Origin of the sequence: Methylibium sp., from assembly GCF_035762065.1 — a bacterium.
GTDB lineage: Bacteria > Pseudomonadota > Gammaproteobacteria > Burkholderiales > Burkholderiaceae_C > Methylibium.
The window spans coordinates 66,792-81,171 of the sequence record NZ_DASTPW010000021.1 but is presented as its reverse complement, the minus strand read 5'-3'; the positions used below and the strand labels follow the sequence as shown (position 1 = coordinate 81,171).

Here is a 14,380-nt window from a genome sequence, read left to right as displayed (position 1 = left end):
TCACGCAGCCGGGCAGCGCGGCACCGCCGCGAACGCCGGGCCGTCGAGCGTCGCCGACCACAGCGCGCGCCACGGTGCCCAGTCGTGGCCGCCGGGCACCGCGAGCACCTGCGGCGCGGGCAGCGCCGCGGCGAGCAGCCGGTGACCTTCGGCCAGCCGATCGCTGCGGCCGTAGCCGAGCCACAGCTCCGGCGCGCGGCGCTCGCCGGCCTGGCCGAGCCAGCGCCACAGCGCGCGGGCGGCTGCGTCGCCGTCGCGCTCGCGCCGGTCGCCGCCGGCCGCGAGCCAGGGCGCGACGCCACCGGCTCCCGCGATCTCGCCGACGAGTTCGCTCGGCCCCAGCCAAGGCGCGAGCGCGACCACCGTGCTCACCCGATCGGGCCGCGTGCTCGCGCACAGCAGCGCGCCGAAGCCGCCGATCGAAATGCCCGCCAGCACGATCGTGCGGTAGCCCTCGGCACGCGCCGGCGCGAGGACATCGGCATCGAGCCGGTCGAGGATGCTGCGTTCGCGGTAGTGGCCGAGGTGGGCATCGACGAGCCACACGTCGAGCACGAGCCGGCGCTGGCGCACCGCCTGCACGAAGCCCTGTCCGACCAGGTCGGCCGGGTCGTCGTAGGCGCCGGGCAGCAGCACCAGCAGCGTGTCCGCGCGCATGGCGCAAGCGGCGCGATCGACGATGCGCGCCATCGGCCCGGCCGTCGAACGCCGCGGCAGGCAGCCGCCGAGCGCCAGCGGCAGCGCAAGGCCGGCGGCCGCGAGCAGCGCGCGCCGGCTCGGCCCGGCGCTCAGATGCGCTCCCACATGGCACATCGCGCCGCGGGCGCCGCAGGCCTGGCGTGTCGCGCCGCAGGCGGCGCCGTGCAGGCATCCGCTTCCGTCATGGGTGCACACGGTCCGGCGCGGTGCACATGGCCGGCCGCTTCAACGCGCCGGCGGCAGCTTGCGCAAGCTCCGCGGGTCGGGCGCGTCGGGGTCGTCGCCGCAGGGCGAGCGCCATTCCCGCAGCAGCAGTTCGAGCTGCGCATCGCCGTGTTCCCGGGCCCGGGCGATCAGCGCCTCGACGTTGTCGTCGGTGACGCGGTCGCGGCCCAGGCCGCGATGCAGGTCGCGGTAGACCGCGTCGATCTGTTCCTCGCGCGACGAGGTGGCCGCGGTGTCGCGCACCGCGTCGCTCATCGCGCGGCCGAGCGATTCGAGCAGGCTCTCGTCGCCCCGCTGCGGCCTGGTCGCGGGGCGGGTGGGGTCGCGGGTCGGGTCCATGCCAGCCATGAGGGTCTCCTGATGCGGCCTGCGACGTCCGCCGCCGTGGCCTTGATCATGGTGCGCGGCAAGGACTGTGCCTCGCGGAACAGGGTGCCGGTATGCCGGTTGCCGCTTGCAGCCCGCGAGCCGGGGCGCATACGGCGCCCTTCGAGCCCGCGACGACCGAAGGACACGCGATGAACGCCATGAACCTGATGCGCCGCCTGCAACTCGCCGACCAGCGCCGCGGCAGCCTGCCCGGCGAGCACTGGGCGACTTTCGGCCTCGGCCTGGGACTGCTGCGCGCGGCGCGGCGCAGCCGATCGCCGCTGTTGCGCGCGGCCGGCTGGGTCGGCGCCGGCCTGCTCGTCGCGCGCGCCGCCAGCGGGCGCGACGGCCCGCTCGCGCGCTGGGGCAAACGTTGATCGCGTCGGCTGCGGCGGCCGCGGGTCGCCGCGATTGCGCGTGACGCAGCGCTTCGACGCGCTGGTTGTCGGCGGCGGCCCGGCCGGGCTGGCCGGCGCGCTCTACCTCGCGCGCTTCCGGCGCAGCGTGCTGGTCGTCGATGCCGGCAACAGCCGCGCCTCGTGGATCCCGCGCTCGCACAACATCGCCGGCTTCGCGGGCGGCATCGCCGGCGACCGGCTGCTGGAGGTGATGCGCCAGCAGGTCCTTGACGTCGGCGGGCGCATCGTCAAGGCGCGCGTCGAGACGCTGCAGGCGGAGGAGGGCGGCTTCGTCGCGCAGGTCGACGCCACCAGCGCGCTGCACGATCTGCACGACCGCATCCATGCGCGCACCGTGCTGCTCGCGACCGGCGCGCTCGACGTCGAACCTTCGATGCCCGACCTCGACCAGGCGCTCGACCGCGGCGCGCTGCGCTACTGCCCGGTGTGCGATGGCTACGAAGCCGCAGGCCAGCAGGTCGGCGTGCTGTGCAACTCGGCGGCCGGCGCGACCGAGGCGCTGTACTTGCGGCACTTCACGCCGCACCTGCAGGTGTTCGTCACCTCGGCCGGGATCGACTTCGCGCCCGAGCAGCTGGCGCAGCTCGCGGCCGCCGGCATCCGCCTGAACGCCGAGCCGGTGCAGCGGCTGCGCCTGGCCGACGGCAAGGTGCAGCTCACCCACGGCGGCCGGCGGACGACCTGCGACTCGGTCTACTCGGCGCTCGGCATCGAGGTGCACTCGCAGCTGGCCGCGACGCTCGGTGCCGAGCTCGATGCGGACGGCTACGTCACGACCGACCGCCACCAGCACACTCGCGTCGATGGACTCTTCTGCGCGGGCGACGTGGCCAAGGGGCTGAACCAGATCAGCGTCGGCATCGGCGCCGCGGCCCTCGCGGCTTCGGCGATGCACCTGCGCCTGGCGGGGCGGCGATGAAGTCGGGGGCCTTGCCGGCGGCCGTCTCGGGCGAGCACGTCCAGTTCGACGGCCCGGCCGGCCGGCTCGGCCTCTACATCGCCGGCGAAGGCGAGCCGCTGCTGCTGGTGCACAGCGTCAACGCCGCCGCGTCGGCCGCCGAGCTGCGGCCGCTGCACGAGCACTACGCGCACGCGCCGCTCGCACGGCGCTGCGTCTACTCGCTCGACCTGCCGGGCTTCGGCAGCGCCGAACGCAGCGACCGCGCCTACACGCCGCGCCTGATGACCGAGGCGCTGCACGCGGCCGTGGAATGCATCCGCCGGCGCAGCCGCTTCAGCGGCGCGATCGATGCGCTCGCGCTGTCCTTGTCCTGCGAATTCCTCGCGCGCGCCGCGGCCGAGTCGCCGGCCGACTTCCGCAGCCTCGCGCTCGTCAGCCCCACCGGCTTCAGCGGCCTGCACCCACGCCGCGGCGCGCCCGGCAGCACGCTCGGCAAGCCCGCGCTGCTGCGCGCGCTGCGCGGCCCGCGCGACCTGTGGGGCGAGGCGCTGTTTCGCGGCCTGACGCGGCCGAAGGTGATCCGCTATTTCCTGCGCCGCACCTGGGGCGCGCGCGAGATCGACGAAGCGCTGTGGCGCTACGACGTGATCAGCGCCCGCCAGCCCGGCGCGCATTTCGCGCCGCTGCACTTCCTCGCGGGTTGTCTGTTCAGCGCCGACATCCAGGCCGTCTACGAGTCGCTCGTGCAGCCGGTATGGATGAGCCACGGCATCCGTGGCGACTTCACCGATTACCGCGGCGCGCGGATCGTCGAGGGGCGCGACAACTGGCAGATCCAGGTCTTCCCGACCGGCGCCTTGCCGCATTTCGAGGTGCTGCCCGGCTTCACGGCGTCGTACGACCGCTTCCTCGCGAAAGCGGGCCGGGTGGCAGCGGTGGAAGCGGCGCGCGCTACCGGCTCGCCCGGCGCGCGGCGGCGAGGCTCGTCGGGCGGGTGAGCGCCCAAAAGAAGACGCCCGGCGCGGGCCGGGCGTCGTCGAAGCGGTTGGTGCCGGTGAAGAGAGTCGAACTCCCGACCTTCGCATTACGAATGCGAGGCGACATGCTGGGACGATCCACACCTTTCAGCGCTCGTCTATGAAAATCTCTCTCGGAATCTACCAAGAGGCGTCGATTCCTATCAAGGATCAGCGCCGTGGCTGTCCCAAAAATGTCCCGGCGCGCGGTCGCCCTAGTGCGACCGCGCGCTGGTGCCGACGGTCGCGGCCCAGTTCGACATCTGTACTCTCATGCGGACCAGATCCGCGGGTAGAACCGCTTCTTCCAGCGAGATCGTTCGGACGCCGAACTGGGTAAGCGTTCGGCGATAAGCCCGTCTGACCTTTGCGAAGTTCGACTTCAGGTTCTCGGGCGCTTTGAAAGTCGGCCAGGGATAGCCGCGCTGAGCCAACGTCACGGCTTGACGCAGGCCGCCCCCGCTCCCAACGAGAAGCAGATTGCGGGCCGTGTCGGACGCCTCGTTGACGTGCCAGCGGCCAGGCCACGACCTAATGCCTTCATCCAAAAGGACGGAAGTCGCCCATCTTGCGGCGGCAAGATCAAGCGCGAACGCGTGCAACAGCGGCGTGTCGAGCTGTTCGGAACGTGCCGCGACCGCTAGAAGGTACTGAAGCACGGTCCAAGGCGCTTCGGGTACGAACTGCATGGAGACGTCGCGACCGACCTTGGCCCCGAACTGCGAGGTTGCTGTTGGACGCGAACTCGACGGTGACCAGACATGCGCGGTGAGCGTCAGTAGGCGCTGCGCAGTAGGTAAGCGCGAGCCCTCCCGCTCGCTAAGCCTTGCCGCAATGTCGAGGGCAGCGACGTGACGTGACCACGAGCCGGCGATCGTCGGCAGATGCGAGTAGTCAAGCGGCGAACTCATGAGGGCGTCCAGAAAGCGGCTGCCGCACGAGGGTAGTCCAAGGTCACGGCCCGACGAAGCAGCGAAGGCCGGTTCGACCGACCTTGCGATCGAGTGCTGCACCCGCTTCTTGAGGTTCGCCCATGCCATCAGCGTCCGCGTGTCGGGCACGCCGTCGTTCGACGCATTCGAGCAGTGTTTCTGCGCGTCGGCTAATGCTGCAGCAAGTGCTGCTGCTTCGTGATGCTCGTGTCGTGGCGAACTCACAAGAGACCGCTTGAGGAAGCAGTACGCGACTCGTTGTCCGACCCAAGCCGCCGGCGACTCTGCGGGACGCGATCGAGGCACGACATGCACGAACGCGCCTCTCTTTCGATCGAGTCGTGCATGTTCGGGCGCGCCCGACGGACCTAGCCTTTCGACATCAAAAGCCATCACGTTGACTCCACGTCTTGCCATGGATCGCATTCTCGTTTTTTCGGAGCTGTGCGACTACCTGCGCATCTCCGCCGCCACGCTCTACAGGCTCGAAGCAGCTGGCGAAGGGCCTCCGGTCGTCCGTCTCAAAGGCGGTAAGCGCTACAGCCAGACGGCGGTCGATCAGTGGTTCTTGGCGCGATCCATGGCCACTGCCCGAGAGCCGGCTCCTACGGAAGAAAGGCCGGCGCAACCACGTCGTGGCAGGCCGCGGCGCGAGCTCAACAGCGTCAGCGATGCGCTGCGCAGTGCTCGGGTTCGGGCATGACCGTCATCCGTGTCGACCTCGGTGCAGGAGGCTGGAAGGCCATCCCGATGGCGCTCGCGCGCAACGAGGAACTCACGCTTCGGGCCAAGGCGTTCGCGTTCCGGCTCGCGATGATGTCGGACGGCTGGGAGGTCGTTGCCGCGGCGGTACCGCGATTTTTGAGTTCGAGGCACGAGACGATCGGGCGCGACCTGGCCCGTGCTCTGATCCGTGAGTTGGAGGATGCCGGTTACCTGCACCGGCGGCGGACGAGAGACGACGCTGGACGATGGAAGTGGGAGTCGGTGTTCACGCCCGTGCCGAGCAGCACCATGCCCGTCGTTGCCGTAGATGGTGAAGCCATGCCCGCGTTTGCCGGGCATGGCGTTGCCGTCGACCGTTGCGCCGTCGGCGGCATGGCCGGCGATCTACAGAAGACTCGAGTTGAACGAAGAGTTGAACAACTTCAGACAACAACGACGACAGACGAGCAGGTCGTTGTCGTAGGGTTGGACGAGCCATCGCTGCTTTCCCACAGAAGCTCGATTCTTCGCTCGCTTTCGGTCTGCCCCTTGGCGCTGAGACAGGCCGTGGTCGACGAAGCAATTGGCATCGCGCGAGCCGGTCGAGTCCGGGCCAACGTGGGCGCACTCGTGCGCAAGCTGGTCGACACCGCGACTGCTGGCACTTTTGAGCCGGCGGCCGGCATCTCTGTCGCGGCCGAGCGAGAGCGATGCGATCTCGAGCGAGAACAACGGGCTGCCGAAGCAGAAGAGCGTCGGCGCCGCAACACCCCGGAGGCACGGGCGGCGTCGAAGGCTGCTGCGGATGCCGCACTTCAACGTTTGGCGGGGCTTCGAACACGCTCGGCTTCGTCGTGCTCTTCTTCCGTAGCAGTCCGATCTGCGTGCGCCGGAGGTGACCAATGAACTGGTCGCTGGTGTTGGAGAGATGGCAGGAAACGTGTGTGAGCGCCATTCGAGTCGATTTGTTCGGCATCCCGAACACTTCGGAGGCGGCATGAAGGAGCGCGTGCAGCTCTACCTCGCATCCGACATGGCCGACCGTCTACGTGCCGGTGCTCGCGTGCGCCGCATCACGGTCAGCTCGGCGGCAAGGAAGGCCGTGATCGCTTGGCTCGCGTCGAACGATACGACCGGGCCGGAACGGCCGCAGGAGCCACGAAACGACGAGCGGGCTCCGAGAGCCCGCCGCCTCCACGTTCGTGTCTCTGACGCCGTTCTGGCGCGTCTGCAGGCCGTCGCCGACGACCACGGGCAGACCGCGGCCGGCTGGACGGCAGCGCTGCTCGCGCACATCCTGCTCGAGCAACCCCTTCAGCGCCGTGACGAGTTGCTCGCGCTACGCGAAGCGACCCGTCAGCTCTGGGCAGCCGGCACGTTGCTCAACCAGATTGCTCGGGCCTGCAACACGCAGGCAAAGACATCCGGGCGGGTCGATGGGAGCACGGTTCCGGCCGAACTTCTCGAGCGCTGCAGTGCCGAGATCCGCTCCACTTCCGCGGCGGCGCATGCGCTCATGGATTCGAACCGGCAGGCGTATCGCCGCGCTGTGGTCGCCGGCACGGATCTGAACCAGGAGGCGCGACGTGCCTAAGTCCGGTCCCTTCAAGGTGCTCGACTTCGAGCCTCTCGTCGGCCTGTCGATTCCGGGCTCGTCCGGCCGGGCTGGGCCGGTCGCCAAGCGTGCGCGCTTCGAGACCCAACGCGCCGTCTACGAGCGCATCGCCCGCAACGTCGGCGGTCATGCGCAGGTGATGGTGAAGATCACCAGCAAGGGCTACAACCACGGCCAGGCGGGAGCGCACGCGAGCTACATCACGCGCCACGGCAAGCTCACCGCGGAAGACGAGCTGGGCTTCGTGCTCGGCGACGCCGCCGCAGTGCGCGAGAAGCTCGATGGCTGGCGCCTCACGCGCGACACGATCTTCCTCGATGGCACACGCAGGCTCAGGCAGACCTTGCACTTCACGTTGGGCATGCCCGCCGGCACTGACCCGTCGAAAGTGCTCGAAGGCGCCAGACGGTTCGCGCAGCGCGAGTTCGCGGGGCATCAGTACGTCATGGTTCTGCATGAGCCGCAGTCCGATCCGAAGCCCGGTGCGCCCGCGCATCCACACGTGCACCTGGCGCTGCGCGCCTTGAGCGAGGACGGGTACCGCATCAGTGTCGACAAGGAAGACCTGCTGTACTTCCGCTCGGCCTTCGCCGAGCAGATGCGCTTGCTCGGCGTGCAGGCGAATGCGTCGCGGCGCATTGAGCGCGGCGAGACGAAGCGGTCGCGATCACGTGCGCTGCAGGAGGTCATTAAGCGCGACAAGACAGCGGCGAAGCTTTGGCGCGCGCGCCGCCTTCCAGACCTGTCGCTCCCGCCGGGCACTTCGATGAATGAAGCGCTGCGTATGGCCAAGGACGACTACCGGCTGGTCGTCGACCAGTTGAGCCGCTCGAACCGCGAAGCCGACCTCCAGTTCGCTCGCGCAGCTCGCCATTGGGTCGATCAGTTTCCGATCGTGCGCGCAACGCGCGAACTGATGGACGAGCGCGCCCAGCTGCTCGAGCAGTCGTTGTCGCAGGAAGCACCATCCCGACGCGCGAAGCGCAACGACGAAAGGAGCCGATGATGAAGATGGCGGAGCAATTGGCGAGGGCGCGTCTGTGCGGCGACCCCCGCGGCGGTTCTCAACCGGTGATCACTGATGCGGAGATCGTGTCCGCAGTGCTGAGGGCGACTGACGTTCAGTGCATCACCGAGGAGATGCGCTTCGCCGGCCTGACGCTGCCTGCCGGCCTGCGGTGCGCCTTCGACTTGTTCGTTGACGGCCTTGCAACGCTCGACCAGGTCCAAGCCTATCTCGATGCCCATCTTTCGGCGCCCGTCGCTTCGCTCTCGCCACCCCAACTCTCGGAGTTCCGCCATGCATAAGTCGCTCTTCTCGTTCGTCTTCGCCGTCCTGGTCGGCCTCGCCCCGATGCACGCCCGCGCGGGCATCCCGGTGATCGACGTGACCGCGGTCGCCAACCTGATCCAGCAGATCGCGTACTGGCAGCAGCAGATCCAGGGCATGACCAACCAGCTCAACCAGCTGCGGTCGCAGTACGCGGCGATCACCGGTGGGCGCGGGATGGAAGCTCTCGTGCCGATGACCAACGCGGCGCGCAACTACCTGCCTCCCGATTACCAGCAGCTCATGGACGTGCTCAACGGCACCTCGAGCGCCTATGCGGGGTTGTCGGGACAGATCCAGTCCGCGCTGAACGCGAACGCCGTGTTGTCGAACGCCTCGTTGGCCAGCCTTTCTCCTGAGCAACGGCGCATCCTTGAGGACGGACGCCGCTCGGCCGCCTTGGCGCAGACCATGTCGAGGTCGGCATACCAGAACACGAGCCAGCGCTTCGCAGTCTTGCAGCAGCTCGTGACCGCGATTGGCAGCGCCGGCGACGCCAAAGCGATCGCCGATCTGCAAGGCCGCATCGGCGCCGAGCAAGCCATGCTGTCGAACGAGCAGAACAAGCTCGCGCAGCTTGCTCAGGTCATGCAAGCCGATCAGCTCGCACAGGCGCAGCGTCGGCGCGAGTTGGCCATCCAAGGCATCGGCGATATCGATGCGCTGCGCCCCGTCAGGTACTAATGATGGGAACGACTCTCAGGCTAGTGATCGCCATCGCTACCGTCGTGGTGCTCGGCGCCGGCGGACTGATGCTGTACCAGAGCCAGCGCATCGAGGTACAGGTTCAGGCGCCGCCGGTGCCGGCCTCGAGCCCCGAGCCGAAGCGCCGCAACATCGGCGACGTCGACTCGCTGCCTCCGGTGGTCTATCCGGACAACCGCACGCCGGCGCAGAAGGCCGCCGATCCCAAGCGCTGAAAGGCGAGCCATGGGCTTCTTCGCTCAGTTCTTCACCTGGCTGCAGGGCCAGCTCGCTGCGTACGTCGGCACCAACGCCGCCGTGGTGGCTGCCGCGATCGAGCCGGCTGCATTCACGCTGGGCACGTGCTACGTGATGATGTGGGGCTTTCTCCAGCTCAGCGGACGGGTGCAGGAGCCGATGTGGGAGGGCGTCAAGCGCATGCTCGTACTGGTGCTGATCTTCGGCATCGCGCTGCGCTTGTGGCTCTACAACGCGGTCGTCGTCGACACGTTCGCCAACGGGCCATCGCAGCTCGCGGCGGCCATCCTTGGGGCTTCCAGCCCGGTCGCGCTCGTCGATCGCATCTGGAGCGACGGCAACAAGGTCGCGCAGGCGCTCACCGCGCAGGGCGGCTTGACCGACGTCAGCTTCTTGCTGGCAGCGGCGGCTGTCTACGTGCTGGTGGGCCTGCTGTGCGTCGCGGTGGCGGCGCTGCTTGCGATCTCGCAGATCGCGGTCGCGATCCTGCTGGCGCTGGGGCCGCTGTTCATCGTCATGCTGCTCTTCGACTCGACGAAGCGCTTCTTCGAGCAGTGGATGGGGCTGCTCACGAACTACGCGCTGATCACCGTGTTGATCGCGCTGATCGCGGCGATGCTGCTCGGTGTCGTGCGGGCACATGCGGCCGAAGCCGTGGCATCCGGCGCGGCCGTGACGATCGCCGAGGCGGCGCGCTTGTGCGTCGTGTGCGTGTTGGTTGCGTTGCTCGTCAAGCAGGTCCCGAGCATGGCGGCGGGGCTCGCCGCCGGCGTCGCGTTGAGCACGTACTCGGCCGTCAGCCGCGGCGTGAGCTGGGGCCTCGGAGCCGCGCGGAGCACCGGCTACCAAGGCATGCGTGGCGTGATGGACGGGCTGCGGGGCGAGCCGACCAGCCGATGGGATTCGCTGCGTCGCAGCGGCGGCAACCTCATCGGCAGCGGCGTGCGCCGGCTGCTCGGCGGCAGCGCCAGGGCCGAGGGCGGCACCTTGGTGCCGAGAGATCGCGCGATGCCGCCGCCACACCGGCGGTGAACAGGAGTCTTTGATGGAAGCGAGCAAGCGCATGAGCGTCACCGCGATGGTGGCGGCGGTCCCTTCGATGCCGATCGTCTGGCTCGTCAGCGTCGGCGCCGTCATCTGCATGTGGCTGCGGCCGGCGACGCGTGCTCGCGGCTGCGCGCAGTTCGCCAAGTGGGGCGGCTGGCGGAACCTGCCCGTCTCAGCGGGCCGGTCAGCCTGGCGATTCCTAAGCGACCAGCCGTATGCGGTACTCATCGTCGCAGGCTTCGTATCGCTGGTGTCGATGCTCATCGGCTTCGGCACGCGGTACCTGACCTTGTCGCTGAGCGTCGCGGTGATCACCGCCATGGTGATACCGACCTTCGAAGACGAGATCACCAGGTGCTTTGGCGAGCGCAACAGTCGTCGACGATAGACCGCGGCTCCCGCGGCTGCTACGGAAGAAGATCAGCGCCGGGCGAGCTGGGCTTGTCGTTGCCGTGGACACTTGGAGCCGGCGATGGCGGCAGCCGTCCCGCACGCACATGCGCCGCATCAGCGTCGAAAGCGGCCTTCGATGCAACCTCGGCCAGCAACTTGTGCGACTGACCGAAGATGGGCGGCAAGCGCTCGCCTTCGGTCGCCGCTGGCAATAGATTCTCGTTTGAAACCTTGCTACGCAATGCGTCGGAGACGCCGAAGGTCGACGAGAGCAAGCTGGGCTCGGACGGTGAGCGTTCGATCGTCATAGCGGCTAATCGTAGAGCCTTCTGCGCAAGCTTGCCGAGACTTGGCTGAAGGATTCCCGGCTCGCTGTGCGCGGACCGATGGCCGCCCGGCGGCAAGCCAGGTTGTTTGGGTGACGGGTCACTGCAAGAAGACGCCAAGTTGCCGCCGGCGGATTCGGGTTGATCGGGTGACGGGTCGAAGCGCCTTTCGGGATGTTTGGGTGACGGGTCAGGGAGTTCGACCCTAGGCGGGGAACTGCGAGTACATCCTTTCGCGTGTCTCGATGCGTCCCCATCGTTTGATTTTCACCGGCCACGGCTCTACAATGTAGAGACTGCGACTACTTGGACCAACCCATGAACGTTGAAATCCAGAAGTGGGGCAACAGCGGCGCGATCCGCTTGCCGGCCGCGATCATGAAGCAACTCAACGTCGCCTTGGGCGACCAGCTCGATCTGAAGGCCGAGGATGGCAAGATCGTCCTCGTTCCCGCCGCGCGGGAATATCGGCTCGAAGAGTTGGTCGCAGGCATCACGACGGCGAATCGTCACGCCGCTGTCGACTTCGGCGCGCCGGTCGGCCGCGAAGCATGGTGACGAGAATGTCACGTCGGTTGGCTGCGCCCGAGCAGGGAGATGTCGTTTGGCTCGACTACGACCCTCAGGCGGGCCACGAGCAGGCCGGCCGGCGGCCATCGCTAGTGCTGTCGCCCAAGGCCTACAACGCCGCGACCGGTCTTATGCTTTGCTGCCCGGTGACCAGCCAGGTTAAAGGCTACCCCTTCGAAGTGGAACTCGTCGGAGTCAAGGGGGTGACTGGTGTTGTTCTCTCCGACCAAGTGCGCAACCTCGACTGGGAAGCTCGCCGCGCCGATCGAGTGGGCAAAGCAGCCGACGATGTGTTGGCCGATGTGGTGGCGAAGGTCACGGTGTTGTTGCCTGTCCGCTGACGTACTGCTATGCCGACTACCGAACAGATTCAGCCTCTCAATTACTGCGCGCACGCGATCGAGGATCTTCTCGAGTTCGCTCGCGGGGTGCAACCGATGGCGCCGAAGTCGGCGCATGTGCACGATCGTCTGGTCGACATGCTTTGCAACAGCGTGAAGTTCCTTCTTCCGAACTGCTGCGATCTGATCGACCCCGACGACATGAAACAGGCGCACCTCGATCTAGTGCGCCTGCCGTTTCCCTGCGTCGCCTTCGAGGCGCCTTGGGACAAGGGCGACGACGGGGTGCTGGACCTCGGCGATTTTCCGCAGACTCCAGCCACCAAGCGCATCGCGCTGTGTTGGGAGGCTCGGCCTGAATACGAGCTGCTGCCTGGCCTGAACGACATCCTCGAAGCCTTTCCCGAGGGCGGCATCTTCGTCATGCCGATCTATTGGGGGCCAGAGTACAAGCGATGGACGGCTGCCTTGGGCGGCTCGTTCGTCCCGTACGACAACGAAGTGCGCTCCATGACACTGGAGCAGTCGCTCCCTGCAAGCCGGATCGCAAACGCGGCGGCGATCGAGGCCGGCTTGGCGAAGCCACACGGCAAGCAGTTCCGTGCTGAGCCCTTCTACCTGTTGCCGGAGTTCTACGAGCAGATGCTCGCCGGCTTCGGCGGCAACCTCGAGAAAGTCTTCGCGCAGATCATGCTCGACTCTCGCGATGAGACGATGATGCTGGTCCAAGCATGCAGCGTCATCAACTGCGCGAACGTCGGGACTGCGACGATCGAGCCGGCCGCCGCTCTCAACAAGAAGCGCCTGGCGAGCGGCAAGCAGCCGTTCTTTACCTACAAAGTGCTTCAGCTAACAGGCGAAGGTAAGGCTGCGGAGCACTCCGGCGCCGGCGGCACTCATGCAGGCCCGCGTATGCACCTGCGCCGCGGCCATCTGCGGCGCCTGCAAAGCAAGGTCATCTGGGTACGCCCCACGATGGTCGGCGCATCGTCTGAAGCAGGCTTCGTTGTGAAGGACTATGCGATCGGCGCTGCAGCAACTTCCCGTAGAGCGTGACCATGGTGCTTTTCGGCCGAAACCAATCTAGAGCTTCGCGGTCGCTCGGCGATGCACAAAGCAATGAGGCTGCGCCTCGCGGCGCAGCCTCTCGAGCGAGCGTAGAACTTGAAGCTGACTCACAGCGACGGCCATGCCCACGATTGAAGACAACGACCAAGCTGTCAGCGAAGTGCCGCGAACCTTGCTCGAAGCGGTGGAAGCGTTGCCCGACACCGGCGACATCGACTACGAGCCACCGAGGATCGACGACTTTCTTCGGCCGGCCGACCTCGCATAGAGGTTAGGTGCATCACCACGCCGGCGGTGCGTACCAGCGCCCTAGGCCGACTCCTCACCCCAGCTTCTTGGCGAGCAGTTCGGCCTGCGCGTGCGTGTAACGCATCAGCATCCGCACGTCCTTGTGCCCCGTCACTGCCGCGGCCTCGAGCTGATGCAGTCCACGATCGAAGAGCCGACTCGTAGCTTCGTGGCGGAGATCGTGGAAGCGCAGATCGGCCAGCGGCGCATGACCATTCGGCGATCGAAGCAAGTCGCCGGTGAGCTGGCTCCGAGCGCGGCTCACGGCTCGCGCGAACGCGCGCGAGACGCTGTCGGGCTGCATCGGAAAGACCAACCCTTTCGGCGCCGTGCCGGCCGCATCGCGCACCTTGCGTAGCAGCCGTACCGCCTTCTTCGAAAGCGGCACATGCCGACCCGTGTCGTTCTTCGTGTCGGGCAGCCACAGCCACTGCTTGTCGAGGTTGACGTTCTCCCAGCGGATCGAAATCAGCTCGCCGCGCCGCATTGCCGACTCGACCGCCAGGCGCACGAGCGCCGCGAGGTGCGGCGATTCGCTCGCCTCGACGATCGCGTCGATCTCTTCCTCGGTCACGCGGCGTGAGCGGCCGTTCGGTAGCTTCGGTTTGCGGACGACCTGCAGGGGGTTCGACAGGTTCTCCATACCCCACTCGCGCCTTGCGACGTTGAAGACGTGCGAGAGGATCGCCAGGTCTCGCTGCACCGATGCCGGCCCGACTCGCTGCAGCTGATCATCACGGAACACGGCCAGGTCGGCGCCGCGGATGCCGGCCATGAACTTCTTGGCCAGCGGGTGCTTCTGCAGGTTGCGGATGCGGCTCGTCTCCTGCACGCGCCCCTTCTTGTGCGGCGTGATTTCGGCCAGGTAGCGTCCGAGGCACTCGTAGAGCGTGGTCTGCTCCGACTCTGCGCGCGAGACGAACGCTCCGCGCTGCATCTCGGATTCGATGTCGGCGGCCCATGACTCGGCGACCCGGCGGGCCTGCCGCAGCGCGGCTTGTGACGACCCGTTGACGTCAAACGAGCGGCTGACCTCGGGGAAGCCGCGCCGGCGGATCTTCACGCGCAGCGTGATGACTTGACCGGCGCGGTCCCGACGTTCTTCGAAGGTAGGCATGCAGTGATCTCCGACCAGGCCAAGGACGTCCGAAGATGTGCCAGGATTGTCCCAAAGTCGTCGATCACCGCCGCCTG

The 14,380-nt window shown here is 67.6% G+C and carries 21 protein-coding genes; 16 read left to right on the top strand and 5 right to left on the bottom strand.

The window, feature by feature from the left end; genetic code table 11:
* Together VFR90_RS06895 and VFR90_RS06890 are read right to left on the bottom strand one after the other, a co-directional pair.
* Window positions 1-804, bottom strand: a complete 804-nt coding sequence (locus VFR90_RS06895; RefSeq protein WP_326405364.1) for an alpha/beta hydrolase-fold protein — start codon at window positions 802-804, stop codon at window positions 1-3.
* Between the two features lie 120 nt (window positions 805-924).
* The gene (locus tag VFR90_RS06890; protein ID WP_326405363.1) at window positions 925-1,272 is read right to left on the bottom strand and encodes a hypothetical protein; all 348 of its coding nucleotides are present in this window, start codon (window positions 1,270-1,272) and stop codon (window positions 925-927) included.
* Between the two features lie 170 nt (window positions 1,273-1,442).
* On the opposite strand from VFR90_RS06890, the gene VFR90_RS06885 reads away from it, so the two are divergent.
* Genes VFR90_RS06885 through VFR90_RS06875 form a run of 3 tightly spaced genes read left to right on the top strand, consistent with a single transcriptional unit; the run spans window position 1,443 to window position 3,611 of the window.
* Window positions 1,443-1,670 carry a hypothetical protein gene (locus tag VFR90_RS06885; RefSeq protein ID WP_326405362.1) on the top strand — a complete coding sequence of 76 codons (228 nt, stop codon included), beginning with the start codon at window positions 1,443-1,445 and terminating at the stop codon, window positions 1,668-1,670.
* A gap of 40 nt (window positions 1,671-1,710) precedes the next feature.
* Complete coding sequence (locus VFR90_RS06880; RefSeq protein ID WP_326405361.1) at window positions 1,711-2,631, top strand: NAD(P)/FAD-dependent oxidoreductase; 921 nt, start codon at window positions 1,711-1,713, stop codon at window positions 2,629-2,631.
* Window positions 2,628-3,611 (top strand): alpha/beta fold hydrolase, encoded by a 984-nt coding sequence (locus VFR90_RS06875; RefSeq protein WP_326405360.1) that lies wholly within the window; start codon window positions 2,628-2,630, stop codon window positions 3,609-3,611. The genes VFR90_RS06880 and VFR90_RS06875 overlap by 4 nt, the downstream gene beginning before the upstream one ends.
* 233 nt (window positions 3,612-3,844) lie before the next feature.
* On the opposite strand, the gene VFR90_RS06870 is transcribed toward VFR90_RS06875, so the two are convergent.
* Entirely contained in the window at window positions 3,845-4,954 is a 1,110-nt protein-coding gene (locus VFR90_RS06870; protein WP_326405359.1) for a hypothetical protein, read from the bottom strand.
* A gap of 22 nt (window positions 4,955-4,976) precedes the next feature.
* Here VFR90_RS06870 and VFR90_RS06865 point away from each other — a divergent pair, with 22 nt between their 5' ends.
* From VFR90_RS06865 to VFR90_RS06825, 9 genes are all read left to right on the top strand, one after another.
* Window positions 4,977-5,264: a helix-turn-helix transcriptional regulator gene (locus tag VFR90_RS06865; RefSeq protein WP_326405358.1), complete on the top strand. Its 288-nt coding sequence runs from the start codon at window positions 4,977-4,979 to the stop codon at window positions 5,262-5,264.
* Window positions 5,261-6,172, top strand: coding sequence for a hypothetical protein (locus VFR90_RS06860; protein WP_326405357.1), 912 nt, complete (start codon window positions 5,261-5,263; stop codon window positions 6,170-6,172). The genes VFR90_RS06865 and VFR90_RS06860 overlap by 4 nt, the downstream gene beginning before the upstream one ends.
* A 91-nt stretch (window positions 6,173-6,263) precedes the next feature.
* Window positions 6,264-6,860 carry a molybdopterin-binding domain-containing protein gene (locus VFR90_RS06855; RefSeq protein ID WP_326405356.1) on the top strand — a complete coding sequence of 199 codons (597 nt, stop codon included), beginning with the start codon at window positions 6,264-6,266 and terminating at the stop codon, window positions 6,858-6,860.
* 16 nt (window positions 6,861-6,876) lie between these two features.
* Window positions 6,877-7,887, top strand: coding sequence for a relaxase/mobilization nuclease domain-containing protein (locus tag VFR90_RS06850; protein ID WP_326405355.1), 1,011 nt, complete (start codon window positions 6,877-6,879; stop codon window positions 7,885-7,887).
* On the top strand, window positions 7,884-8,189 hold the full coding sequence (locus VFR90_RS06845) for a hypothetical protein (RefSeq protein ID WP_326405354.1): 306 nt from the start codon (window positions 7,884-7,886) through the stop codon (window positions 8,187-8,189). Before VFR90_RS06850 ends, VFR90_RS06845 begins: the two co-directional genes overlap by 4 nt.
* Entirely contained in the window at window positions 8,182-8,895 is a 714-nt protein-coding gene (gene virB5, locus VFR90_RS06840) for a P-type DNA transfer protein VirB5 (protein WP_326405353.1), read from the top strand. The genes VFR90_RS06845 and virB5 overlap by 8 nt, the downstream gene beginning before the upstream one ends.
* Before the next feature lie 23 nt (window positions 8,896-8,918).
* Window positions 8,919-9,131, top strand: a complete 213-nt coding sequence (locus VFR90_RS06835) for a hypothetical protein (protein ID WP_326405352.1) — start codon at window positions 8,919-8,921, stop codon at window positions 9,129-9,131.
* A gap of 10 nt (window positions 9,132-9,141) precedes the next feature.
* On the top strand, window positions 9,142-10,185 hold the full coding sequence (locus VFR90_RS06830) for a TrbL/VirB6 family protein (protein ID WP_326405351.1): 1,044 nt from the start codon (window positions 9,142-9,144) through the stop codon (window positions 10,183-10,185).
* Window positions 10,186-10,198: 13 nt separating this feature from the next.
* The gene (locus VFR90_RS06825; protein WP_326405350.1) at window positions 10,199-10,588 is read left to right on the top strand and encodes a hypothetical protein; all 390 of its coding nucleotides are present in this window, start codon (window positions 10,199-10,201) and stop codon (window positions 10,586-10,588) included.
* 19 nt (window positions 10,589-10,607) lie between these two features.
* Here VFR90_RS06825 and VFR90_RS06820 read toward each other — a convergent pair whose 3' ends face one another.
* The gene (locus VFR90_RS06820) at window positions 10,608-10,901 is read right to left on the bottom strand and encodes a hypothetical protein (protein WP_326405349.1); all 294 of its coding nucleotides are present in this window, start codon (window positions 10,899-10,901) and stop codon (window positions 10,608-10,610) included.
* Between the two features lie 336 nt (window positions 10,902-11,237).
* Between VFR90_RS06820 and VFR90_RS06815 the strand changes: the two genes are divergently transcribed.
* The 4 genes from VFR90_RS06815 (at window position 11,238) to VFR90_RS06800 (ending at window position 13,166) form a co-directional block, all read left to right on the top strand.
* A complete protein-coding gene (locus tag VFR90_RS06815; RefSeq protein ID WP_326405348.1) occupies window positions 11,238-11,477 on the top strand; it encodes an AbrB/MazE/SpoVT family DNA-binding domain-containing protein in 240 nt (79 codons plus the stop codon).
* A 17-nt stretch (window positions 11,478-11,494) separates the two neighbouring features.
* Window positions 11,495-11,830, top strand: coding sequence for an endoribonuclease MazF (gene mazF / locus VFR90_RS06810; RefSeq protein ID WP_326405347.1), 336 nt, complete (start codon window positions 11,495-11,497; stop codon window positions 11,828-11,830).
* Between the two features lie 9 nt (window positions 11,831-11,839).
* A complete protein-coding gene (locus VFR90_RS06805; protein ID WP_326405346.1) occupies window positions 11,840-12,886 on the top strand; it encodes an AcrVA2 family anti-CRISPR protein in 1,047 nt (348 codons plus the stop codon).
* A gap of 133 nt (window positions 12,887-13,019) precedes the next feature.
* Window positions 13,020-13,166, top strand: coding sequence for a hypothetical protein (locus VFR90_RS06800; RefSeq protein WP_326405345.1), 147 nt, complete (start codon window positions 13,020-13,022; stop codon window positions 13,164-13,166).
* Between the two features lie 54 nt (window positions 13,167-13,220).
* Here VFR90_RS06800 and VFR90_RS06795 read toward each other — a convergent pair whose 3' ends face one another.
* Window positions 13,221-14,303 carry a tyrosine-type recombinase/integrase gene (locus tag VFR90_RS06795; RefSeq protein ID WP_326405344.1) on the bottom strand — a complete coding sequence of 361 codons (1,083 nt, stop codon included), beginning with the start codon at window positions 14,301-14,303 and terminating at the stop codon, window positions 13,221-13,223.
* Window positions 14,304-14,380 lie beyond the last annotated feature (77 nt).

What these genes read in the sequence shown, in the direction of transcription:
- VFR90_RS06890 (WP_326405363.1), bottom strand. Translation starts at nt 1,272, where the DNA reads ATGGCTGGCATGGACCCGACCCGCGACCCCACCCGCCCCGCGACCAGG.
- VFR90_RS06885 (WP_326405362.1), top strand. Translation starts at nt 1,443, where the DNA reads ATGAACGCCATGAACCTGATGCGCCGCCTGCAACTCGCCGACCAGCGC.
- VFR90_RS06875 (WP_326405360.1), top strand. Translation starts at nt 2,628, where the DNA reads ATGAAGTCGGGGGCCTTGCCGGCGGCCGTCTCGGGCGAGCACGTCCAG.
- VFR90_RS06870 (WP_326405359.1), bottom strand. Translation starts at nt 4,954, where the DNA reads ATGGCTTTTGATGTCGAAAGGCTAGGTCCGTCGGGCGCGCCCGAACAT.
- VFR90_RS06865 (WP_326405358.1), top strand. Translation starts at nt 4,977, where the DNA reads ATGGATCGCATTCTCGTTTTTTCGGAGCTGTGCGACTACCTGCGCATC.
- VFR90_RS06860 (WP_326405357.1), top strand. Translation starts at nt 5,261, where the DNA reads ATGACCGTCATCCGTGTCGACCTCGGTGCAGGAGGCTGGAAGGCCATC.
- VFR90_RS06855 (WP_326405356.1), top strand. Translation starts at nt 6,264, where the DNA reads ATGAAGGAGCGCGTGCAGCTCTACCTCGCATCCGACATGGCCGACCGT.
- VFR90_RS06845 (WP_326405354.1), top strand. Translation starts at nt 7,884, where the DNA reads ATGATGAAGATGGCGGAGCAATTGGCGAGGGCGCGTCTGTGCGGCGAC.
- virB5 (WP_326405353.1), top strand. Translation starts at nt 8,182, where the DNA reads ATGCATAAGTCGCTCTTCTCGTTCGTCTTCGCCGTCCTGGTCGGCCTC.
- VFR90_RS06830 (WP_326405351.1), top strand. Translation starts at nt 9,142, where the DNA reads ATGGGCTTCTTCGCTCAGTTCTTCACCTGGCTGCAGGGCCAGCTCGCT.
- VFR90_RS06825 (WP_326405350.1), top strand. Translation starts at nt 10,199, where the DNA reads ATGGAAGCGAGCAAGCGCATGAGCGTCACCGCGATGGTGGCGGCGGTC.
- VFR90_RS06820 (WP_326405349.1), bottom strand. Translation starts at nt 10,901, where the DNA reads ATGACGATCGAACGCTCACCGTCCGAGCCCAGCTTGCTCTCGTCGACC.
- VFR90_RS06815 (WP_326405348.1), top strand. Translation starts at nt 11,238, where the DNA reads ATGAACGTTGAAATCCAGAAGTGGGGCAACAGCGGCGCGATCCGCTTG.
- VFR90_RS06805 (WP_326405346.1), top strand. Translation starts at nt 11,840, where the DNA reads ATGCCGACTACCGAACAGATTCAGCCTCTCAATTACTGCGCGCACGCG.
- VFR90_RS06800 (WP_326405345.1), top strand. Translation starts at nt 13,020, where the DNA reads ATGCCCACGATTGAAGACAACGACCAAGCTGTCAGCGAAGTGCCGCGA.
- VFR90_RS06795 (WP_326405344.1), bottom strand. Translation starts at nt 14,303, where the DNA reads ATGCCTACCTTCGAAGAACGTCGGGACCGCGCCGGTCAAGTCATCACG.